Here is a 19,831-nt window from a genome sequence, read left to right on the forward strand (position 1 = left end):
ACCAGAGCAAAGGAGCCCTGACATGCCTACCCGATTCGACACGATCCTCACTGATTCCCTCATTGAGAAACACACCTCGACCGGCGCCTGGAAGAACAAGACGCTGCTCGATCATCTGGACCACTGGACGTCCGAGATTCCCGATTCGGTCGTCTCTCGGGATCCCTATGGAACCCACACATATCGTCAGCTCTCAGCCGACGCCGAGGCGTGTGCGAGGGCGCTGATCGACCTCGGTGTGCAGCCCGGCGAGGTGGTGGGGATCCATCTGCCCAATTGGTACGAATGGCTGGTCATCCACCTCGGCGCACTGAAAGCGGGGGCGGTTACGAACGGCCTCATCCCCATCTACCGCGATCGTGAGATCGGGTACATGGCGAAGAAGTCCGGCGTCGCAGTCCTCTTCGTCCCCAACCGGTTCCGGAAGTTCGACTACCCGGACATGGTCGACCGCCTCAAGAACGATCTGCCTGACCTGCGCCATACGATCGTCCTCGATGCACCCGGCGAAGATCCGTTCACCTCCCGCGAGGGACTCGAACGATGGTCGGACTTCCTCGAACGTGATGGACGGAGCACGGCGGGTTCAGAGCGTACGCCGAGTTCAGAGTCAGTGGGCGCCAGCATCGACTGGAACGCGCGGAGACCCGGCCCCAACGATGTCGGTCTGATCCTCTTCACCTCAGGAACGACCGGTGATCCCAAGGGGGTCATGCACACCCATAATTCGGTGCTCTCGGCCGCCCTTCCCTGGCCGGACCACCTGGGACTCAAGACGGGTTCCGTCGTCCACATGGCGTCGACCTTCGGACACCTCACCGGGTACATGTATGGGGTCTGCCTGCCGCTGCTCATCGGCGGAACCGGCGTGTTCCAGGATGTCTGGAACGGTGAGGAGTTCGCAAAGCTCATCGAAGAGTTCGGCATTGAACACACCTCCGGCGCCACTCCGTTCCTGCACGATCTCATCGACGCTGCCACGACGACGGACCGCGATCTGTCGAGTCTCAGACACTTCTGCTGCATGGGCGCTCCGATTCCACGCGTCATGGTCCAGGAGGCCAAAGAAGTGCTCCCGGAACTCAACGTCTTCGGCGGTTGGGGTCAGACCGAATGCGGACTGGTCACCATGACCGCCCCCGGCGACTCTGATGAGAAGGTCACAAGCACGGACGGTCGGGCGCTTGGGGATATGCAGGTGCGAATCGTCGATCCCCTCCGCGAACCGGTCTCCGCCGGAACGGAAGGAAAGGTCCAGGTCAAGGGCCCGTTTCTGTTCGTCGGGTATCTCAGCGAACCGAACCTCACCGAGGAGGCCTTCGACGGTGACTGGCTGGACACCGGCGATATCGCGGAGATGGACGAAGACGGCTTCATCAAGATCGGCGGACGGTCCAAGGACATCATCATCCGAGGTGGGGAGAACATTCCCGTCGCCTATGTGGAGAACGTCATGTACGAGCATCCCGCCATCTCCCAAGTGGCGATCGTAGCGGTGCCCCACCCCCGATTGCAGGAGATCGCGTGCGCCGTGGTCACCCTCAAAGATGGCCACACATTCACCATGGATGACCTGCGCGAATTCTTCGCCGCCAAGGGCGTGACCAAACACTACTGGCCCGAGGTGCTGCAGATCCTGGATGAGTTCCCACGGACCCCGAGCGGTAAGATTCAGAAGTTCAAGCTCCGCGAGGAAGTGGTCAGCAGGCATGACAAGTGAGACTCAAGACGTCAACGCCGTAGTCCGCGGTGCTCGCGCGGAATACCGTGAGAAGCAGATCGTCGAGGCGGCTGTGAGTCTCATGCAGACGAAGGGCTCACATGCCGTGTCGATGCAGGCGATCGCCAAATCTGCCGGCGTCAGCGTCGGGCTGCTGTACAAATACTTCTCGGACCGAGAGCAGATCTTGCTGGCCGCGATCACCCGAGTTCTCGAGGGCTTCCGTGTGCGCGTGCCGGCAGCCATCGAGGCGAGTGAAGATCCGGTCCATCGGATCATTGCGGCGTTCACCGAGTTCTGTCAGGTCGTCGATGAGCATCGTCAGGCCGTCGTTCTGACCTATCAGACTTCCAGGTCTCTCTCACGCGACGGGTTGGCGTCCATCCAGTCTCAGGAGCTGGCCACTCTGCAGCCGCTCATCGATGTCGTTGGTGAGGCTGTGGACAAGGGTGACCTGTACGAGGTCGACGCCGGCACGCTCGGACACGACCTCATGGCCTTGGCCCATATGTGGGCACTCAAACACTGGTATTTCCAGCAGACGCAGGTCAGTCTCAGCCAGTACATCGACCGGCAGGTTCGCACCGTGGTGCTGAGCAACCTCAGCACCAGCGCGCGGAAGAGAGTGAACCTGAACTAGGGTTCGACGGGCCTGTGACGTTCCAGGCCCCTATGACCCGGCCGGTCGGTAGAGCAGATAGAGAAATCCGTCGTCGGTGCCGAAGAGGGTCGTCAGCTCGAGCTCGACCGGTGGGTCGAACTGGGCGCCGCGCAGGATGTTCGTCTCAGTTCCGGCGACCAGGGTCGGGCTTCGGGTAAGACACAGCTCATCGACACCTCCGGCCTCCACCAGGTCGGTGAACAGCTGCGGCCCGCCCTCGCACATGATCCGGGCGAATCCACACGACCGGAGTTCGGCGATCGCCGCGCCCAGGTCCACAGACGATTGACCGGCCACGATCACCTCGGCGACCTCAGCAGCTTGGGCTCTGGCCGGCTCGGGAGCATCAGCACAGGTAATGAGAATCGTGGGGGCGGATTCGGGAGCCTTGGTGAACAGCGGGGCCGAGAAATCGAGGTCCAGGCTGCGGGAGACCACCGCGATGGGGGCTGTGGGGCTGCGGCCCACCCGCAGATGCCGCCATTGCCGATCATCCTCGGCAGGACCGTAGTTCTCGGTCCTGGCAGTGCCAGCGCCGACGAGGATGACATCTGCCGATGCCCGGTTGAAGGCAAAGAGCTGAGTGTCGATGTCATTGCCCAGGCCGCCGGCGTGACCGGCGATGGTCGCCGCCCCATCGACCGAGGACACGAATACTGCCCGCACCCACTGGTCGACCTCTCGGGGAAATGCCAGGGCCTCGGACAGGCTCACATCCGTCACCTGGTCGGGGAAAAGCCGGTTGATCTTCGGAATCTCCGTCATCGCCACCTCGCTTCAGCACTCTGGTTTTCAAACTTTGAGTCTACGCTCGAGGGGCCCATCGAATGAGTTGTTCGCTTCTGCCTTGCGTCCCCCTTCTTCCGTCCTAGACTGAAATCAGCACGATGGACACCAGCACCAGAGACTGAGGAGGACGATCATGGCAGAGACACATCAGGTTCAGGTTCGTCGGATCTACGATGATCCGGTCAACAGCGATGGCACTCGGATCCTCGTCGATCGCATCTGGCCGCGCGGGATCAGCAAGGACAAGGCCGATCTCGATGACTGGCTCAAGGACCTCGCGCCCTCCAGCGATCTGCGCAAGTGGTACTCCCACGATCCCGATAAGTTCGAGGAATTCTCCCGACGCTACCGAGAAGAGCTCAAGGACGATGACCATGCCGAGGCTCTCAGGGCGCTGAAGGACTATGCGAAGAAGGGCAAACTCACCCTCCTCACCGCGTCGAAGCGCGACGACATCAGCGACGCGACGGTCCTGAAGAAGGTTCTGGACAAGAAGTAGTCGAAAAGCAGTCTCGTTGGCGGCAGCGGCAACGCGAGCGGGCGAGACGGCAACGGAAGAGGGGCATGACATGAGCGAGACCGAACCACATGCACAGGGCACTTTGCCCGATGCGCAACAGAACATCGAACCGGACACACGCGATTGGGCTGACGTGTTGGAGACCGGGTGCGCCGAATGCGGGTTCACCGGCGATGTGGATGTCAGCATGGTCCCGGGTTATGTCTCGGCTTCCGCTGACACCTGGGATCAGGTGCTGACCAGGCCGAATGCCGATATTCGTGTCCGTCCGGATCGCTGGTCGGACCTCGAGTACGCGGCCCATGTGCGCGATATCCTCGACCTGTTCCGCGAACGCACGCAGCTGATCGTCTCCCAATCGGCCCCGACCCTGCCGAACTTCGACGGCGACGCCGTGGCCATCGAGTCCGATTATCGACATCAGAATCCCACCGAGGTGGCCATCGACCTGAGAGCGGCAGCGCTGGCCTATGCGGCTGATCTGGTCCAGATCACCGATGACCAGTGGGATCGCACCGGCTACCGCTCCGATGGACGCGAGTTCACCGTGACCTCATTGACTCGCTATGGGTTTCATGAGCTCAGGCATCACCTGCAGGATGTCGGCGCCTGAATCGGCACAATGCCATTCACAGTCACATGCGGACGCATTAATCTGTTGACATGGGACTGGAATGGGAACAGCTCGTCGTCGATGCCCACGATCCGCACATGCTCGGCCACTGGTGGGCGGAGGCCCTCGGGTGGAGCGTCGTCGATGAGGACGAGGACGAAGTGGAGATCAGAGCCGAGGCACACACTCTCCCCGGCCTTCTTTTCGGAGCCGACCTGGCGACCAAGACAGTGAAGAATCGCCTTCACCTCGATTTCCGACCCGAAGATCAGGCTGCCGAAGTTGATCGACTGCTCGCTCTCGGCGCCCGCCGAGCTGACGTGGGCCAGACTGCGGACGAACCCTGGGTTGTCCTGGCCGACCCGGAAGGCAATGAGTTCTGTGTGCTCTCGTCTCGCAGGAAGTAGTGCGTGGGTGCCTCCGACAGAACAGACCTGGACCCTGTCTGACTGACAACCTCGGTGTCTGAGTGTGGCCCTCGGTGCTTGAACTCGTCCTCAGAAGAAGACGCCCCACACCAAGACGGCGATGACGACGATGACGAACAGCAGCGACCACGGGCTGCCGAAGTTGAGCGACCATCCGATGCCGACACGCTTCGGGATCAAGAATGAAGGATCCTGGGGACAGAAGTAGAAGATTCCGAACTTCCAGTTCGCATCATCATCGCGAAGCTGCTTCCTGCGTTGCCTGCTCACTGTGCTCATGCATGTTCCCTTCCTCGTCGCGGATAGCTCTTCGCGGGCGTCTCACCCGCGATAGTGTCAGAGACCCTTGCCGTCACGGTACACCTGTTGTTGGCCTCCGACGAGGTCAGAACAGCCGAGAGGGCGCCCACGACAGTTTATTGGACAGAGATGTCCAAAATACTTTAGGCTCGCACCATGGGCAGGAAGAGGACCTTCGACGAGCAGACGGTGATCAGGGCCGCCATTGCCGTCTTCAGCGAGCACGGATACACAGGCACCGACGTCGGCATGGTCTGCGAGCGTGCGAACATCGGCCGCTCAAGCTTCTACAACACCTTCGACAGCCTCGACGCCCTCTTCCTGCGGGCCCTGCGCGACTACACTGCCACGGGAATACCGGCCCGGGAGGAACTGCGCACAGGAACAGCACCGGCCCCGACGCTCATCATGGACCGTCTCGGTGGGGAGCTGGCCGAACAGTGCGAGGACGACCAGCGGATCGGATGCCTGTCGGCCAATACCGCGGCTGAACTCGGCCGCGAGGTCGACGCGGTGTGCACCATCCTCGATCCTGATCGTCAGGCCTGGCTGGATTCGTATCGGCTCGTCTTAGAACGCGGCCAGGTCGAGGGTCACATCCACTCCGAGCTCGATGCGAAGGTTCACGCGGAACTCATCCACAGCGTGCTCGCCGGATTGCGGATCGCCGCTCGGGTCATGCCCGCCGACAATGTCCTGGCTCAGGCGAGCGCGTTCATCGAAGGTCTGTGCACCCCCGAGGGTTTCGCAGCACTGCACGGCCACACGGCACCTCATACGTATGGCCGCAAAACACCCGGACACCCCATCACAACCGAAAGCAGCACACAGTGACGACTTCGACTCCCACCAGAGTCCGTGTCCCGGCGCAGGTCTACCTCCTGGCATCGGTGATCTTCTGCCTCGGCACCAGCGAGTTCATGATCGCCGGCATCCTCGAGCCCATCAGTGCGGATCTGCAGGTCGGGATCCCGCAGGCGGGTCTGCTCATCACCGGGTTCGCCGTGGGAATGATCGTCGGGGCACCGGCAATGGCGCTGCTGACCCTCAAGCTGCCGCGTCGGGCGACGATGATCATCACGATCATCGCATTCTCTGCTCTCCACATCTTGGCCGCGCTGTCGCCGAGCTATTCGATCCTCATGGTCACCCGTGTCCTGGCGGCCATCGCCTGCGGTGGGTTCTGGGCCGTGGCCGCAGTCCATACGACGCGCATCGCCCCCGCCGAGGTGCATGGGCGTGCGCTGTCCAGTCTCGTCGGCGGCCTGACCGTTTCGAACCTCGTGGGCGTGCCCTTGGGCACTTGGTTGGGCACGCAGTACGGATGGCGGGCGACCTTCTGGGCTGTAGCGATCGTCACCGCACTCGCTGCTGTCCTCATCGCCGCGACAACGCGCACTTCGCCCGATGAGCGCAGCGAGTCAAACCTTCACCTACCCACTCTGATCAGAGAGGAGATCCAGGCGTTCAAAGGCCCTCGAATCTGGTTGGCTCTGGCAACGACGGCGCTCTTCCAGGCTTCCGTCTTCGCTGCCTTCTCCTATTTCTCTCCGCTGCTGACTCAGGTCGCCGGCATCTCCCACTCATTGGTCCCCGGAGTTCTGGCCGCCTTCGGCATCGGTGCCTTCATCGGAGTCGTCGTGGGCGGGCGCTTCGCTGATAAGAACATCTTCGGCAATATCATCGGCAGCCTCATCGCCCTCGCCATCAGTCTGTTCGCCCTGTGGCTCGTGGCCGGAAACGGCTGGGCGGCGATCGTCATGATCGTTCTCGTCGGCGCCAGCGGCTTTTCGATCGCCGGGGCCCTCAACGCCCGCGTGTTCCAGATCGCCACCCGGGCACCGACCCTGGCGGCCAGCGTGAACACCTCGGCGTTCAATGTCGGCAACGCCATCGGACCGGCACTCGGAGCCACGGTCATCGCGCTCGGCTGGGGCTTCACAGCACCGGTCGTCGTTGCCATCGTGTTGGCCCTGGCAGCACTCGGGGTGGTTGCGATTGCGATCAGGATCGAGCGGAAGCGTGTGCTTCGCGGCACCGTTTCAGCACCGGTGGACGCAGATCGTTCCCCAGTCGACACCTCCGGCGGCGCCGACTGAGGCCCGGGTCAATCGGCAGGCGGGTTCAGTCGACGCGGACACCTGTCAGAGTCAATCGGCAGGCGGTTGCCACAGTTCAATCCGGTTCCCCTCGGGGTCATGCACCCAACTGAAGAGGCCGACCCCCTCCATCTCCTGGATCTCGTCGTCGACACGGGCGTGGGCCTCGCGCAGTTGGACGAGCATAGCCTCGAGATCGGCCACCCTGAAGTTGAGCATGGTCTGCTGAGACGTGGAGCCGAAGTAGTCGGTATCGGACTCAAACGTGGCAAATACTGTGGGCCCGGCCTCCTGATTCCAGAGTCCGTGATCGCCGAGGTCGACTCCGAGCACGTCCCGGTACCAGGCCTGCAGCTTCTCCGGATCGTTCGCGCGTATGAAGTATCCGCCGATTCCACTCACGTGTTCCATGACGACAACCTAAGCGCGACCCGGCGTGCGGTCAAGCACTTCGCAGCTCAGACAGTGAACTTACGTTCGAAGCACAGAAGGGTCATTCCACCAGGGTGGGGAGTTGCCTCGGTCCGAGTCCATGTCTCCTTGTCGAAGCCCGCGTCGAAGCCCCACAGCGGAATTCCCGCGCCCAGTGTCACAGGCCCGAGCTTGATGATCAGCTCATCGATCTCCGGGCGCAGGCTCGCAGCGAGGGTGCCTCCGCCCACTAGCCAGATGCCCTTGCCAGGTTCGTCCTTCAGCCGCCTGATCCGCTCGATCGGATCGCCGCTGACGATTTCAACGTCTGAATCGAGTGCGGACTCCAGGGTCCTCGAGACCACCAGATGGCGCAGATGAGGGTAGGCGTCCGGCAGTCCGGCGGCCAATCCGAGGTCGAATGATCGCCGCCCCTCGACCACGGTGTCGAAGTGATGCCCGAGGTCGGTGATTCCCAATGCCTGCCGCGCAGGTCCGGGCAACGTCTCCGGATATTCGGAGCGGATGAAGTCGAGGTAGTCGTCGGTGATCGGCCACCAGGAACTCGGGTCGCCCCCATCGGGTCCTGCGATGAAACCGTCGAGAGAGGAGGCGACGAAATAGCTCAGTCTTCGTTGATCGGGCATGATCGCAGTCTAAGCCAGCGACCCCGCCGGGCCGAGATCTTCGCGGCGCGCCATCGTTCGTTCTGGGCCGTGCCCATCGCATGCGCCCTCTGCGAAGCAAAGACCACCGCAGAGGCGTCTCCCCGCGCTGCTGACCGCGCCGAGGATCGAATCGAGGACTGACACGTCCCCCGCGCTCGGGACTGAGCCCGCATTCCGAGAAGAGGAGGAGGGCAAGGCGTGAGACCGACTTGCCCTCCTGGAATGCGCACGTCATTCTTCTTGTTAAGACCACAAGCTGATTCATACGTGCGAAAGGACCATCTATGAGCAAGTTCGCAGTGACAAATGCCAATACCGGTGAAGTTGAGGAGGAGTTCGCCTCCGTCGCCAAGGAAGACATTCCCGGCTACATCGATCGTGCCCATGACGCTCACATGTCGTGGAAGGAGACGCCGCTACATGAGCGCGCCACGATCCTAAGGAAGTTCGCGGACCTCGTCGACGCCAATGCCGATGAGATGACCGACATCATCGGCCGTGAGATGGGCAAGGTCAAGAAGCAGGGGCTCGGCGAGGTCGACAAGGTTGCTCGCACGGCCCGCTGGATGGCCGACAATGCCGCCACTCATCTGGCTCCTACGCATCTCGCCGCCGCCGGTGCAGCCAGCAGCTACGTGCGACACCAGCCGCTGGGTGTGCTGCTGGGCATCATGCCGTGGAACTTCCCTTACAACCAGATCGCCCGCTTTGTGCTGCCCAACCTCATGGTCGGCAATGCGATCATCATGAAGCAGGCCTCGATCTGCCCGAAGTCCTCACAGTACTTCGAAGATCTCCTCACCGAGGCGGGTCTGCCCAAGGGTGTGTACCAGAACATCTACCTCGACAGCTCCCACGCCGAGGAGGTCCTCAAGGACTTCCGCGTCAAGGGCTTCTCCCTCACCGGCTCCGAGGGTGCAGGTGCCTCCGTGGCAGCTATCGCCGCCAAGTACTACAAGCGCGCCGTGCTCGAGCTCGGCGGCAACGATCCTGCTGTCGTCCTCGACTCCGAGGACGTTCCTGCACTCGCCAAGAAGCTCGTCGGCCTGCGTCTGGCGAACGCCGGTCAGGTCTGCACCTCACCAAAGCGCATGATCGTCGTCGATGATCTCTACGACGAGTTCCTTGCCGAAGCCATCAAGGCTGCCGAAGCGACGAAGGTCTCGACCTTCGACGACCCCGACGTCGGCATGGGTCCGGTGTCGTCCGAAGGTGCCCGCGATGAGATCGTGGAAATGATCGACAAGGCCGTGTCCGATGGTGCCACGCTGCACACCGGAGGCAAGAAGCTCGACCGTCCCGGCTGGTTCATGTCGCCGGCCGTGCTCTCTGACATCGATCCGAAGTCGGACCTCGGCTGCAACGAGCTCTTCGGTCCCGCAGTCATGGTCTATCGGGCCAAGGACGAAGAAGACGCTCTGCGTCTGGCCAATGACACCGAATACGGTCTCATGTCCTCGGTGTGGACCGATGACCTCGAGAAGGGTGAGCGTTTCGCTGCCAAGGTCAACGCCGGCATGACGCTGATCAACTCCCACATGGAATCCGGCCCCGAGTACCCATTCGGCGGTATCAACCGCTCGGGCTACGGTCGTGAGAACGCGCAGTGGGCCTTCCAGGCCTTCACGAACGATCACCTCATTCGCGTCCACGCCTGAGCCTGCAATCCGGTCCGGAGTCGGCGTCGATCCCGCTCGTGGCATATGCTGCCAGCGGGATCGACATATCGGCAGCGGTTGCCGGACTAAACCTCCGTATCCGTCTATTGAAACTCGGTCAATGAGCTGGACGCTGATCCGTGTTCTACCTGGGATTGAGGGCACGCTAACAGCGGATTTTGCATCCTCAGATCACCCTTGGACTCGGAGATACGTGCGGGAATTCGTGTCAGTCTTGAGGCTGCTTGGGCGTCTGCAATCGGACCGGCCACTCGCGAGGCATGCCGACGAGATTTTCTACTGTGGTTGTCCCGCACTATTCGACTGTCGCCGGGCAGTCCGATTGCTGCCCGACACGAAGATGTACTCACAAATCTCACGACTAGGATTTGAACGCGATACAATACTTGCTGGCTCGGGCTCGTTCCCAAAGCACAAATCGGGTGTCTTCCACTCCCGTAACGGCCCTACTGTCACATCCGGGGCGGTAGCTTCGACGAAGTGAGTGAAGGGGAAGTCAATTCTCCTTTCACCGCGGCACGACGCGGTGCTCTATCGCCATCGAAGGAACCAATTATGTCTCGTCTTGAAATCAATAAACATGCGCCCGAAGGCTACCAGATCGTTATGGAGCTGGATGCTTATCTACGGAACAACATCGATCCAGTGCTACTGGATTTTGTGAAACTCCGCTCGTCACAAATCAACGAGTGCGCATTCTGCGTCGACATGCACGCCACTGGATTAGAAAAGCTCGGAGTACCGGCACGGAAGATCTATGCAGTGAGCGCCTGGAAAGAGGTCGGGTTCTTCACACTCGACGAACGTGCCGCTCTGGCGCTTACAGAGCAACTTACAAGGCTCCCAGGAGGAGTCGACGACGCCATCTGGGAAGAAGCGGCTGAGGTCTTCTCGGAGCGCCAACTATCCGATGTGATTCTGGCAGCGGGCACCATCAATCTCTTGAACCGCATGGGAGTTGGCACTAAACAAGCTCCGCCGCGCCTAAAGAGCAACTAACTCGACCCAGTCCTGCCGGTCGTGTTGTGCTCACAGCGCGACCGGCAGCCTACTCAGCGTCCCGTGCTTCTCGGGATTGCACACATCAAACAAACGATAGATAAGACCGTCCCGGATTTGCACCGAGATCACATGCCGGGTCTCCGTAAGTGACAGGAGAACGCCCGGCGTCCCGCCTACCGTGACCGGGCGTGCGCTTCGTTGCCCCAAATGTAGTCTTGCAACACCGGTTGTGAAACGCGCTACGTTGGAGGGACCGAGCAGCGCACGAAGTGCAGCTGATACCTTACCGCCGCCATCCTGATATGCGATCACCTGTTCATGAAGTATGACGATCAGGGACTGCACATCACCGAGACGAGCGGCGTCAAGATACGCGATCAGCAAATCCTCCGCCGTCCTGGTTTCCTCCCGTGCCTGGCCGTCAGAAGATCGCAAGCCGAGCCCGGGATCATTTTCAATCCTACGGCCATTGACCTCACCGAGAATACGAATGGCCCGGGAATGATGCTGTCGGGAAGCTACGATCGAGATTTGTAGAGCATCAGCAATTTCGGCATGAACATACCCAAGGGTCCGCAACATTACTACAGCACGCTGCGGCGGTGTCAAGGACTCTGCTAACACCAGGAACGCCGTGGACAGCGCCATGGATTCTTCAAGACGATGAAAGGGCCCATCCTTCTCAACGACCAACGGCTCCGGCAGCCAAAGTCCGACGTAGTTTGGCTGGCGAATCCGAGACCGCAACGCATCGATGGACCGTCGAACAGTAACCCTAGTCAACCAGCCAGCCAGGTTCTGAACCTTCACAGGAGCACCCAAACACTCAGCAACAGCAGTTTGGACTACATCCTCCGCGTCCGTCCAAGAACCAGTCATCCGGTAAGCCAGCAGCATCAACCGTCGGCGCTCCCTTTCAAGCTCTTCGCTGAGTTTCTGCTGAGACTCGACATCTGAATTCATCAAGACCACTGAGATATCCGTCCTTTTCTCAAGTATTGATCCAACGATACGAACCGCCGTTCAATTCCGTTGCCGAAAAAGGAAACCAATCTGAACCCGGAAAACGACAGTTGGCGAACCACATTACAGATTCTCCGCAGATCCGAATTGAGCGATGCTACACAGTCGGTCCCGTCAAGGGCGACACCGCGAACCGTGGACAAACACCACAGCGATGATCGGTGAGACAAACAGCTGATAGCTCAACCACAGAGTCCAACCATCTACGCCGAAGTTGAGCGTCAAGAAGACCGCAGCCGCGGAGAATAAGACCCACCCCGCGTCGTAAGCCACAAGGTACTTCGTGTGCGTCCCTGCCCCATTTCGAGCAGAGTACACTATCTCAGCCACCGCACTGACCGACACCACCATCGCCGTCAACAGAAGCAGCCACACGGGTGTACCGCGATAGTCCTTTATCGGCTCGAGAAAAGTCAGCATCGCAACAGCAACTAACGCTTTGAACACACCGTCGGCGAAGAATCCAATCCGCAGTACCTGCTTGACGTTGATTGCCAATAGTCGAATCTCCTCTAGATATGTTCTGGGTTCCCGTACCGCACGAGTTCCGTTAGTTGTCGTTCAACTCGGACTCGTGAGTTCTGTCCTCCCCTGCAGAAGTATTGGCGGTGACTCACACTCCAATATTTAGGGACAAGATCACCTCATTGAATGGAAGGAGTCCGCAGCCCACATAGCGTTCAGAAAGATCGAACTAAAAGTGGGCAATAGTCATACTCGGCAATGCAATGGTGGCGAGCGTGCGGGTAACATTTTCAGCACGCGTCCAGCTCGAAAGGAGTTCTGGCGATGAAATGACTAATCCGCAACTTATGCCCGAAATCTTAGGGTAAGTGCACGAAGACGTGCTTGCGAAACCTACGCACGATACGCTCGAAGGAATACGTCGACACCAGCACCTATCCATCTTGACCGCTCCTCCGCATCGGCATGAGGTCCAGCCACCGTGTTCGGGCCCGCAGATATGAGCTGAGCAAAGTGCGCAGCAGCAATGTCTGCCCGTGGAACAATCAGCAGCTCACGTTCATCCCAACGCCGGAAAGCCTCGGCCAACTTATCGAGTACCAGCCCAGGCCCCGCTTGGTACCACGCCTCAACGAGGTTCGGCTCCTCGTGTGCCGCTATGCCGTGCATCTGGTCCATGAGGATACGGTGCTCCTCCGACGGCGCATCGGACCGAAGCCAAGCTGTTGCGAACTCAATCAGTGCCGATTCTCTGTCTTCAACCCCGACTACCCTCAAGAGGTGCTTCTCGATGAGTTCCGTAATATCCTCGGCCACTCGAGCTGCAGATTCGGCAACGATCTCCGTACACAGCGTCGCCTTGTCCTTAAAGTGCTTGTAGATGGTTCGGGTGGACACATTGGACGCGGTGGCAATCGCATCGATGCTTGCCCGTTCGATCCCATACTGGGCCAGTACTGTCCGACCGCCTTCCATGATGGCGACGCGCTTCTCAGGGCGCAGACGGCTCGTCGGTTTTCCAGCTGGAACCGGCGTACTGGAGGTCGAAGTCATCCCTCACCTTTCATCTCGAATATTGGGCTTCTGATACTGTAAAGCAATCAATTTACTTTACTCGCTCTCGGCAGACTCTCAAAACGCCTGCGCGTCGGACGACCCAGAAGGACCATAACCACGACTGCACCCGATGCACAGACCGCCGCAAGTCCCCACTGTGCGAAAGCCCAGCCGAAGTTTATTGCACTCGTGAGAGCCGTATCGCCACCGATGTCGGCACCCGTCGCTAGCCTGCCCGCCAGTTGCTGATCACCGGCTTCCAAACCGATGAGTCCCACGATCGCAGAGCCGAATAGGGCCATAATAAGCGTTGTCGAAGCTCCTCGAACCGTGTTCACCAAGCCGGCTGCCTGCCCGTGCTTCTCCGGCTCGACGTGATTCATGGCCTGCGCATCCACGATGCCTGTGGCAATACCCAGACCAAGTCCTATAAGCACCAGCGGAAGGATCAGATCTGGTGCTGAAGAATCGGAGGACACTGCGTACCCGAGCCACGCATTGCCGGCAGCGATGGCGAGCAGGCCTGGACCGATCATCAGTCGCGCCGGCACTTTGGTGCTCAGTTGCCCCACCATCATCGGAAGCAACACCATGGGAACTACCGGAGTCAGCAGCATCAGCCCCGACTGCGAAGGAGAATACGAGAAGACGCTGTACAGGTAACTGGGCAAGTGGGCGAGCAGTCCGGCATAGCCGAACGACACTGTCGCCAATGCGATCAACCAGCCCGAAAAGTTCGGGTTGCGCAGAAGCGAGAAGTCGATGATGGGCGAAGCAACCTTGCGAACATGAAAACGCAGCACCGCGAAGCATACAAGAGCAATCATGCCGGCGCCTAGCGTGATCGGGTTTATCCAGCCGCGACTGGGTGCCCCCGCTATCGCGAGCATAAAGGAGCAGAGACCAGCGACGACCAGCGCGGTACCGATCCAATCGATTCGCACCGAATCGTCCCCATATGACTCCGGCAAGGCGAAGGATCCGCCGAACACGGCCAGCCCTGCCAGAGCGAACGCCATGAATGCTCCCCGCCATCCGAGCGCTTCGACCAGTCCTCCCGATATGACAGGGCCCGTCGCAAGTCCCACTGCGGCTGCTGTCCCGATCGCGGCGAACATTCGACTTCTCGCAGGACCGGTGAATGCCGCTGCAGCAGTTGCCGCACCGCCTGCCATCACTGCTGCGGCGCCAACCCCGCTCAGTACTCTCCCCGTGAGGAGTATGGAGATGTTCGGGGCGAAAGCGGCACAGACCGCGCCGAGGATGTAGATGACGATGCCGAAGCGATACGTTCGTCGCCGTCCTAGGTTGTCTCCCAGGGAACCTGTGACCAGCATGAGCGACGAAGCCGCGAGGAAGTACCCGGTGACTACCCACGACGCCGCAGGTCCTGCGGACTCGAGGTCATCGCCGATTGCTGGCACTGCAACACTGGCCCCGGACATCGCTAACGGCAGGAGAACTGCGCCGAGTAGAATGACTGGTACGGCCCAGGGAGATGTTCGCGTGTTCATGCAGCTGAGAGTTTCTGACGTACGGCGGCCATCGCCTCAGCCCATGTCACCACCGAATGCAGAGTGGCAGACAGGTCGGCCAGCTGTCGTTGCGCCGGAGCGAATGTTCCTGTCGCCGTGGGGTCGGAATCATCCCAGCCGGTGTAGTCGAAGTCCGTAAACGTCGACAGCACGACCTGGTCCCCCACATCGGCAAGCCCCAGTTCACCGGCAATCATGCGCATCTGCTCGACTGCACGAACGCCGCCATGTATTCCATAACTGACGAATCCGGCCGACTTGTTGGTCCATTCGTTGTACAAATAGTCGATAGCATTCTTCAACGGACCCGGTACGCCGTGGTTGTACTCAGACAGGACGAAGACGTACCCGTCGTAGGAATTGATGGTCTCTGCCCACTGCCGCGAATAGGCATGCTCGTACACACCCCACGCTGCAGGTGCAGGCTCGTCGAGGACCGGAAGTGCGAAGTCGACCAGATCGACGATGTCGAAGTGCACTGCTTTCGGTGCTTTCGCTCGTCCGTGTTCGTATACCCAGTCCGCCACCATGCGGCCACGGCGGTGTACGCGCGTACTGCCGACGATGATTGCAATGCGAGTCATGACTGCCAAACCTCCGTATGTAAAGTAACTGTTGTACTTTACATACCTTAGTGGTCGATCTCCTTCGCCACAAGCCCCCTCGTCCACAATCGCGAAGACAGTGAGCATCTATGTGGAAATGCAGATTCCCACCCAAACGAGCTTCACTGACCCGGGCAGCGAGGGTCACGTCAGACGGTCAGTGAAGACTTCTTCGATCCCGTCGGGCCCGCACACATCCATGTCCGGATCACGCCGGAGGCCCAGCTTGAGTGCCACGTTTCGCGAGGCCAGGTTCTCTGGTCGCACTCGGGCGACAACGGGCCCGTCCTCGGCATGAGCACCAGCACGCTCAAGCGCCGCCTTGACTGCCTCGGTCGCATACCCCGACCCCCATGCGTCCGGATGAAACCGAGCTATCAGGTTGCGAGCCGGCATGCCGTTGATATGCATTCTCTTCGTCCCGCAGTAGCCTAAAATTCGCCGCGTTCGAATCTCCCGCACGCACCAGTACCCGTATTCGTAAGCCGCCCAGTGGCGAAGCCACCTATCGATGAGCTCGGTCGCCTCCTGAAGATCACTGACGTAGTCCGATGGATTGTGCGCAACAGCGCGGTGATCCCCGACGATGGCGAATATCTCCGCGGCATCTTCACGGTCAGGCACATCGAGAACCAGGCGAGATGTGTGGAGCCGACGGATCCCGTTCGCACGGGACGAGGCACTCGGACGCCCGTCCCGCTCCGAGGCCTTCTTGATCCGCAGGAGAGTCTGGTCCATTCCGTCCCTCATGCTGCGTGTGAATGCAGCTGTTCCACCCATGTACTTTTCAGTCATGGCATAAGCCCAATCGGATATTCCGTGCGGTGACTCGCGACGGTGGACCACGCGAGTCTGCTCCGCACCCATCGGCTCCAGAGTGAATGACCACACCAACCAGTTTTCGTCAACACGAAATGCCATTTCGCGGAGGGGCACGAACCGCACGATCTCCGCAGATGTTGACCACGTCATCCCGCGGTCATGATTGTGATTGACGAAGCGGACGCCAATCGATGCGGTGTCCGCACCGTCGCAGAATTCCGATGAAACGACCTGTAGGCTCCAGTCGGCAAGTCGACGAGGATCGCCGACCAACTCCCAGACCTCTGCAAGTGGCGCATGGATGATTGCTTCGGTTTCCAGCTCTTCGAGTGCAGGCACGTCATCTCCATTCCGCTCGGCACAGACGTGTCAGCCATTGCCCCTCTCGCCTTCCATCGCCGGCATCACTGCTCATGCGCAGCGGAGACAGCACCGCAGGACAGCAACATTGACGACCACGCTGTCGAGCTCATTTAGTGTAAAGTACATTCTGTACTATACACTTTCTGTGCCGCACACATGTCGTTCGGGCAATTCGACGACGACACCGGTACACGATTTCGGCTCAACGACGCCGCCGTTTCAGATGAGGACCAAATATGACAACCTCGAACCACCACTTCGAATCAGTGCTCATTGAGCGCGACGGCACACAACTGCACGCGGTGCGGCGAGAAGGTTCCGGGCCTCCGGTCATCGTCGTGCCAGGAGCAATGGCCGATTCCCACGATTTCATTGCGGCAGTGCGGGCGATGAACTACGCGGGACCCGTGTTGATCCTCGATCGACGAGGTCGGAGACAAAGCAGCGCACAGGGGGCAGGCTACAACCTGCACACCGAGGTCAGTGACCTGCGGGCATGGATCGATCATATTGAACAGCCGGTACACCTCGTGGGGTGGAGCCTCGGCGGGACGATCACACTCGAAACTGCCGCCCAGGACACGCGCGCTGAATCAGTGGTCGCCTACGACCCCGTGCTTCCTCCATTCGCCGAAAACGTCGTGTCCACTGTGGCAGAGGCCGATCTCGATGAACGGGTGGTCATCATCAACCGCGACATCAGCGGGCTGGAACCCGAGCTTGTCGAAGCCATGAAGGAACAGTCCGATTGGTCCCACCTGCGAGAACTGGCCAGGCCCCTCGCCGCAGAACTTGTCGCTCTCAACGATTTCACGCCCAACACCGAATGGGAGAACGTGGCTGCCGCTTTGATCGTCGGCGAACGATCGCATGCGGTCGAACCATATGGACCCGCCTTCGACCGGGTATCGGAGCGCATCCCACGGGCACCGATCACCGTCCTACCCGGGCAAGGGCACCTTGCACACATCGAAGACCCCACTCTTCTGGGTACCACCATCGGGGACCTCCTGACCGAAGCTGTGTCGATATGATGAGCGTCGACAACAGCCCTGTGTCTTCCGTGACCGCACTGCGGGAGTGGATGTACAGAGTTCGAATCATCCTCGCCCACGCAGTGATCGCCATTATGCTGATCACAGCCGTAGCATCATTTCTTCCGACCCCGCAATCGTTGCTGACGGCACTGTCCGCCGCGTCGTATGCTGCACTGACGCTGGCGGCGATCTTTCTGGCAGTGTGCGCCTTCGGTCGTCCTCACCGTCCTACTCAGCTTCATCTTCTGCACCCACCCGTCCGAGGCCGATGGCTCGCGGCGAACAGCCCCGCGACGAAGATTCCCAGTCACGGAGTGCGCATGTACGGCCAGTCACACGCCATCGACCTGGTCGCGTGGCCCGAGGAGAGTCAGGTCGCCGCAGATTACCCCACGACGACGGGCATGCTCCCAGCGGATCAGTTCCCCGGTCAGGGGCGCCCCGTACTCGCCATGGTCGACGGCGTCGTCGTCAATGCAAGCGATTGGCAGTGGGACCACCGCAGCCGGACAAGTCGTCTCTCACACGTCTACCTCGCCATCGAGCAGACCGTACGAACTATGGGCGGCCCACACTGGATCTTCGGCAACCACGTCACGATCCGTGCAGACGACGGGACGTTCGCTGTCGTTGCCCACATACGCAGAAGATCTCTTCGAGTTCAGGTGGGCGATCGGGTCAAAGCTGGAGACCTCATCGCGGACTGCGGCAATTCGGGTAACAGCACGGAACCTCATGTCCATGCCCAGCTCATGGACCGCCAGTCCCTCTGGCTGGCTCACGGACTTCCCATGGGATTCCGGCACGCCGAAATCTTACCCACAGATGAAGACACCGACCTGGTCGAAACGGACACGCATGTCATCCCGGCCAACGGCCAGCTCATGATCACAGCCGATTCCTCGTGACTCACGAAGAGTGAGTATTCCAGATCTCCAGCTCAGAGACGAGATCGCCGGCGGCAGCCTCCGGCCGGATCGCGGCTCCCTGCTATGGGCCGCCTTCGATTATCGGAATAAGAACATCAAAAAGCAGTCCGACGGACTGGACCGCAGCCAATACTCCGAAACTGGTGAAGGAACACATGACTCGGTCAAGTAGCGCAGACCTAAGGCACGCCAAGAGGTCGCCTTCATTTCACGACGGGTAAGTCGACATGGACATGTCCAAACTCGAAGCCTTCGTTCTGGTCGCCGAGGAGGAGTCGTTCAGTGCTGCCGCCGATAGAGTCGGTACGGCACAATCGACGATCAGTTCGCGCATCAAGGAACTCGAGACACTGCTGGGTCAGAGACTTTTCCTGCGGAGCACGCGGAGGGTGAGCCTGTCTCCGGTGGGGGCCGCCGTCCTGCCTGCAGCTCGGACTGCCCTGGCGTCTCTGGACGCGGTACACCAGGTAATTGACGATATGGCAGGAATTCGCCATGGACGAATACGCTTCGGCGTCATCGCCGGGGCCGCAATTCCTAGACTGGGTAAAATCCTGGCAGATTTCGCCAGTGACTTCCCCAACATTGATCTCGTCATCACTTCACAAGCGAGCGATGCCCTCGAACGTGCCGTCGCAGACGGTTCTTTGGACATCGCTCTGGTGGTCCGGTTCGGCACCGCATACCTGCGATGGGAACGACTGCTGCACGACTCACTTATCGTTGTTGATGACTCGCCACGACAGAACGGGATGTCCGCAACTCCCTTTTCGAGCCTGCATGAGGCTCGCCTGATCATCCTCGATGGCGGGGTAGGCGTCCGACAGGCACTGGAGGCGGAGGCTCGGCGGGTTGGAATCTCACTGAGCATCGCCGCCCAGGTTGCGACGCCTGCAATCGCCGAGGAGTTGCACGCTCGGGGCTTGGGTTGGCTCATCGTCCCGAGCTCATTCGCACAAGGTCGGGGGGCAACACTCGTGGATGAACACGGCATCGAGCTCAACGTCGATGTCGGTCTAGTCACCCGTCCCGACTTTCACGCCCCTGCTGCAGAACTTCTCGTCACCCGGCTTATCGAAGGAATTGAAGGCCATTGAACGGAGTCG

Annotated in this window: 23 protein-coding genes; 13 read left to right on the forward strand and 10 right to left on the reverse strand. The window is 60.2% G+C overall.

Going from position 1 to position 19,831, the window contains the following annotated elements; genetic code table 11:
- The first annotated feature begins 22 nt into the window (after positions 1–22).
- The gene (locus INT29_RS05325; protein ID WP_101569976.1) at positions 23–1,720 is read left to right on the forward strand and encodes an AMP-binding protein; all 1,698 of its coding nucleotides are present in this window, start codon (positions 23–25) and stop codon (positions 1,718–1,720) included.
- A complete protein-coding gene (locus INT29_RS05330) occupies positions 1,710–2,360 on the forward strand; it encodes a TetR/AcrR family transcriptional regulator (RefSeq protein ID WP_180958890.1) in 651 nt (216 codons plus the stop codon). Before INT29_RS05325 ends, INT29_RS05330 begins: the two co-directional genes overlap by 11 nt.
- Positions 2,361–2,390: 30 nt before the next feature.
- Here the strand turns inward: INT29_RS05330 and INT29_RS05335 are convergent, their stop codons facing one another.
- Positions 2,391–3,146 carry a pyrimidine reductase family protein gene (locus INT29_RS05335; protein WP_101569974.1) on the reverse strand — a complete coding sequence of 252 codons (756 nt, stop codon included), beginning with the start codon at positions 3,144–3,146 and terminating at the stop codon, positions 2,391–2,393.
- Positions 3,147–3,303: 157 nt separating this feature from the next.
- On the opposite strand from INT29_RS05335, the gene INT29_RS05340 reads away from it, so the two are divergent.
- From INT29_RS05340 to INT29_RS05350, 3 genes are all read left to right on the forward strand, one after another.
- Complete coding sequence (locus INT29_RS05340) at positions 3,304–3,669, forward strand: DUF488 domain-containing protein (RefSeq protein WP_101569973.1); 366 nt, start codon at positions 3,304–3,306, stop codon at positions 3,667–3,669.
- Positions 3,670–3,739: 70 nt separating this feature from the next.
- A complete protein-coding gene (locus tag INT29_RS05345; protein WP_101569972.1) occupies positions 3,740–4,303 on the forward strand; it encodes a DinB family protein in 564 nt (187 codons plus the stop codon).
- Between the two features lie 50 nt (positions 4,304–4,353).
- The gene (locus tag INT29_RS05350; protein ID WP_101569971.1) at positions 4,354–4,710 is read left to right on the forward strand and encodes a VOC family protein; all 357 of its coding nucleotides are present in this window, start codon (positions 4,354–4,356) and stop codon (positions 4,708–4,710) included.
- A gap of 90 nt (positions 4,711–4,800) precedes the next feature.
- Here the strand turns inward: INT29_RS05350 and INT29_RS05355 are convergent, their stop codons facing one another.
- A complete protein-coding gene (locus INT29_RS05355; protein WP_101569970.1) occupies positions 4,801–5,010 on the reverse strand; it encodes a DUF5808 domain-containing protein in 210 nt (69 codons plus the stop codon).
- 177 nt (positions 5,011–5,187) lie between these two features.
- Here INT29_RS05355 and INT29_RS05360 point away from each other — a divergent pair, with 177 nt between their 5' ends.
- Both INT29_RS05360 and INT29_RS05365 read left to right on the forward strand, forming a co-directional pair.
- Positions 5,188–5,865 carry a TetR/AcrR family transcriptional regulator gene (locus tag INT29_RS05360; RefSeq protein WP_193070949.1) on the forward strand — a complete coding sequence of 226 codons (678 nt, stop codon included), beginning with the start codon at positions 5,188–5,190 and terminating at the stop codon, positions 5,863–5,865.
- Entirely contained in the window at positions 5,862–7,130 is a 1,269-nt protein-coding gene (locus INT29_RS05365) for a Cmx/CmrA family chloramphenicol efflux MFS transporter (RefSeq protein WP_101569968.1), read from the forward strand. The genes INT29_RS05360 and INT29_RS05365 overlap by 4 nt, the downstream gene beginning before the upstream one ends.
- 51 nt (positions 7,131–7,181) lie before the next feature.
- Here the strand turns inward: INT29_RS05365 and INT29_RS05370 are convergent, their stop codons facing one another.
- Entirely contained in the window at positions 7,182–7,541 is a 360-nt protein-coding gene (locus tag INT29_RS05370) for a VOC family protein (protein ID WP_101569967.1), read from the reverse strand.
- Between the two features lie 47 nt (positions 7,542–7,588).
- The gene (locus tag INT29_RS05375) at positions 7,589–8,188 is read right to left on the reverse strand and encodes a dihydrofolate reductase family protein (RefSeq protein ID WP_101569966.1); all 600 of its coding nucleotides are present in this window, start codon (positions 8,186–8,188) and stop codon (positions 7,589–7,591) included.
- Between the two features lie 305 nt (positions 8,189–8,493).
- Between INT29_RS05375 and INT29_RS05380 the strand changes: the two genes are divergently transcribed.
- Both INT29_RS05380 and INT29_RS05385 read left to right on the forward strand, forming a co-directional pair.
- Positions 8,494–9,867: an aldehyde dehydrogenase family protein gene (locus tag INT29_RS05380; protein WP_101569965.1), complete on the forward strand. Its 1,374-nt coding sequence runs from the start codon at positions 8,494–8,496 to the stop codon at positions 9,865–9,867.
- Between the two features lie 576 nt (positions 9,868–10,443).
- Positions 10,444–10,887, forward strand: a complete 444-nt coding sequence (locus INT29_RS05385) for a carboxymuconolactone decarboxylase family protein (RefSeq protein ID WP_193070950.1) — start codon at positions 10,444–10,446, stop codon at positions 10,885–10,887.
- Positions 10,888–10,917: 30 nt separating this feature from the next.
- Here INT29_RS05385 and INT29_RS05390 read toward each other — a convergent pair whose 3' ends face one another.
- The 6 genes from INT29_RS05390 to INT29_RS05415 form a co-directional block, all read right to left on the reverse strand.
- Complete coding sequence (locus INT29_RS05390; protein WP_226841682.1) at positions 10,918–11,853, reverse strand: sigma factor; 936 nt, start codon at positions 11,851–11,853, stop codon at positions 10,918–10,920.
- A gap of 174 nt (positions 11,854–12,027) precedes the next feature.
- Entirely contained in the window at positions 12,028–12,411 is a 384-nt protein-coding gene (locus INT29_RS05395; protein ID WP_193070952.1) for a hypothetical protein, read from the reverse strand.
- A gap of 360 nt (positions 12,412–12,771) precedes the next feature.
- Complete coding sequence (locus INT29_RS05400) at positions 12,772–13,431, reverse strand: TetR/AcrR family transcriptional regulator (protein WP_193070953.1); 660 nt, start codon at positions 13,429–13,431, stop codon at positions 12,772–12,774.
- Positions 13,432–13,478: 47 nt separating this feature from the next.
- Positions 13,479–14,948, reverse strand: coding sequence for an MFS transporter (locus INT29_RS05405; protein ID WP_193070954.1), 1,470 nt, complete (start codon positions 14,946–14,948; stop codon positions 13,479–13,481).
- On the reverse strand, positions 14,945–15,553 hold the full coding sequence (locus tag INT29_RS05410; protein ID WP_193070955.1) for an NADPH-dependent FMN reductase: 609 nt from the start codon (positions 15,551–15,553) through the stop codon (positions 14,945–14,947). Before INT29_RS05410 ends, INT29_RS05405 begins: the two co-directional genes overlap by 4 nt.
- Positions 15,554–15,718: 165 nt before the next feature.
- A complete protein-coding gene (locus INT29_RS05415; protein ID WP_193070956.1) occupies positions 15,719–16,735 on the reverse strand; it encodes a GNAT family N-acetyltransferase in 1,017 nt (338 codons plus the stop codon).
- A gap of 260 nt (positions 16,736–16,995) precedes the next feature.
- On the opposite strand from INT29_RS05415, the gene INT29_RS05420 reads away from it, so the two are divergent.
- From INT29_RS05420 to INT29_RS05435, 4 genes are all read left to right on the forward strand, one after another.
- Positions 16,996–17,793, forward strand: a complete 798-nt coding sequence (locus INT29_RS05420; protein WP_193070957.1) for an alpha/beta fold hydrolase — start codon at positions 16,996–16,998, stop codon at positions 17,791–17,793.
- 50 nt (positions 17,794–17,843) lie between these two features.
- Entirely contained in the window at positions 17,844–18,704 is an 861-nt protein-coding gene (locus INT29_RS20590) for a M23 family metallopeptidase (RefSeq protein WP_193070958.1), read from the forward strand.
- A 10-nt stretch (positions 18,705–18,714) separates the two neighbouring features.
- A complete protein-coding gene (locus tag INT29_RS05430; protein WP_193070959.1) occupies positions 18,715–18,897 on the forward strand; it encodes a hypothetical protein in 183 nt (60 codons plus the stop codon).
- 61 nt (positions 18,898–18,958) lie between these two features.
- Entirely contained in the window at positions 18,959–19,822 is an 864-nt protein-coding gene (locus INT29_RS05435; RefSeq protein WP_193070960.1) for a LysR family transcriptional regulator, read from the forward strand.
- Positions 19,823–19,831: the final 9 nt, after the last annotated feature.

It is taken from the genome of Brevibacterium sp. FME37 (genome assembly GCF_014897485.1).
In the GTDB taxonomy this organism is placed as follows: domain Bacteria; phylum Actinomycetota; class Actinomycetes; order Actinomycetales; family Brevibacteriaceae; genus Brevibacterium.

Bases quoted from the DNA above. Each gene is read 5' to 3' on its own strand.
- INT29_RS05325 (WP_101569976.1), top strand. From the start codon at position 23: ATGCCTACCCGATTCGACACGATCCTCACTGATTCCCTCATTGAGAAA.
- INT29_RS05330 (WP_180958890.1), top strand. From the start codon at position 1,710: ATGACAAGTGAGACTCAAGACGTCAACGCCGTAGTCCGCGGTGCTCGC.
- INT29_RS05335 (WP_101569974.1), bottom strand. From the start codon at position 3,146: ATGACGGAGATTCCGAAGATCAACCGGCTTTTCCCCGACCAGGTGACG.
- INT29_RS05340 (WP_101569973.1), top strand. From the start codon at position 3,304: ATGGCAGAGACACATCAGGTTCAGGTTCGTCGGATCTACGATGATCCG.
- INT29_RS05345 (WP_101569972.1), top strand. From the start codon at position 3,740: ATGAGCGAGACCGAACCACATGCACAGGGCACTTTGCCCGATGCGCAA.
- INT29_RS05350 (WP_101569971.1), top strand. From the start codon at position 4,354: ATGGGACTGGAATGGGAACAGCTCGTCGTCGATGCCCACGATCCGCAC.
- INT29_RS05355 (WP_101569970.1), bottom strand. From the start codon at position 5,010: ATGAGCACAGTGAGCAGGCAACGCAGGAAGCAGCTTCGCGATGATGAT.
- INT29_RS05360 (WP_193070949.1), top strand. From the start codon at position 5,188: ATGGGCAGGAAGAGGACCTTCGACGAGCAGACGGTGATCAGGGCCGCC.
- INT29_RS05370 (WP_101569967.1), bottom strand. From the start codon at position 7,541: ATGGAACACGTGAGTGGAATCGGCGGATACTTCATACGCGCGAACGAT.
- INT29_RS05375 (WP_101569966.1), bottom strand. From the start codon at position 8,188: ATGCCCGATCAACGAAGACTGAGCTATTTCGTCGCCTCCTCTCTCGAC.
- INT29_RS05380 (WP_101569965.1), top strand. From the start codon at position 8,494: ATGAGCAAGTTCGCAGTGACAAATGCCAATACCGGTGAAGTTGAGGAG.
- INT29_RS05385 (WP_193070950.1), top strand. From the start codon at position 10,444: ATGTCTCGTCTTGAAATCAATAAACATGCGCCCGAAGGCTACCAGATC.
- INT29_RS05390 (WP_226841682.1), bottom strand. From the start codon at position 11,853: ATGAATTCAGATGTCGAGTCTCAGCAGAAACTCAGCGAAGAGCTTGAA.
- INT29_RS05400 (WP_193070953.1), bottom strand. From the start codon at position 13,431: ATGACTTCGACCTCCAGTACGCCGGTTCCAGCTGGAAAACCGACGAGC.
- INT29_RS05405 (WP_193070954.1), bottom strand. From the start codon at position 14,948: ATGAACACGCGAACATCTCCCTGGGCCGTACCAGTCATTCTACTCGGC.
- INT29_RS05410 (WP_193070955.1), bottom strand. From the start codon at position 15,553: ATGACTCGCATTGCAATCATCGTCGGCAGTACGCGCGTACACCGCCGT.
- INT29_RS05420 (WP_193070957.1), top strand. From the start codon at position 16,996: ATGACAACCTCGAACCACCACTTCGAATCAGTGCTCATTGAGCGCGAC.
- INT29_RS20590 (WP_193070958.1), top strand. From the start codon at position 17,844: ATGTACAGAGTTCGAATCATCCTCGCCCACGCAGTGATCGCCATTATG.
- INT29_RS05435 (WP_193070960.1), top strand. From the start codon at position 18,959: ATGTCCAAACTCGAAGCCTTCGTTCTGGTCGCCGAGGAGGAGTCGTTC.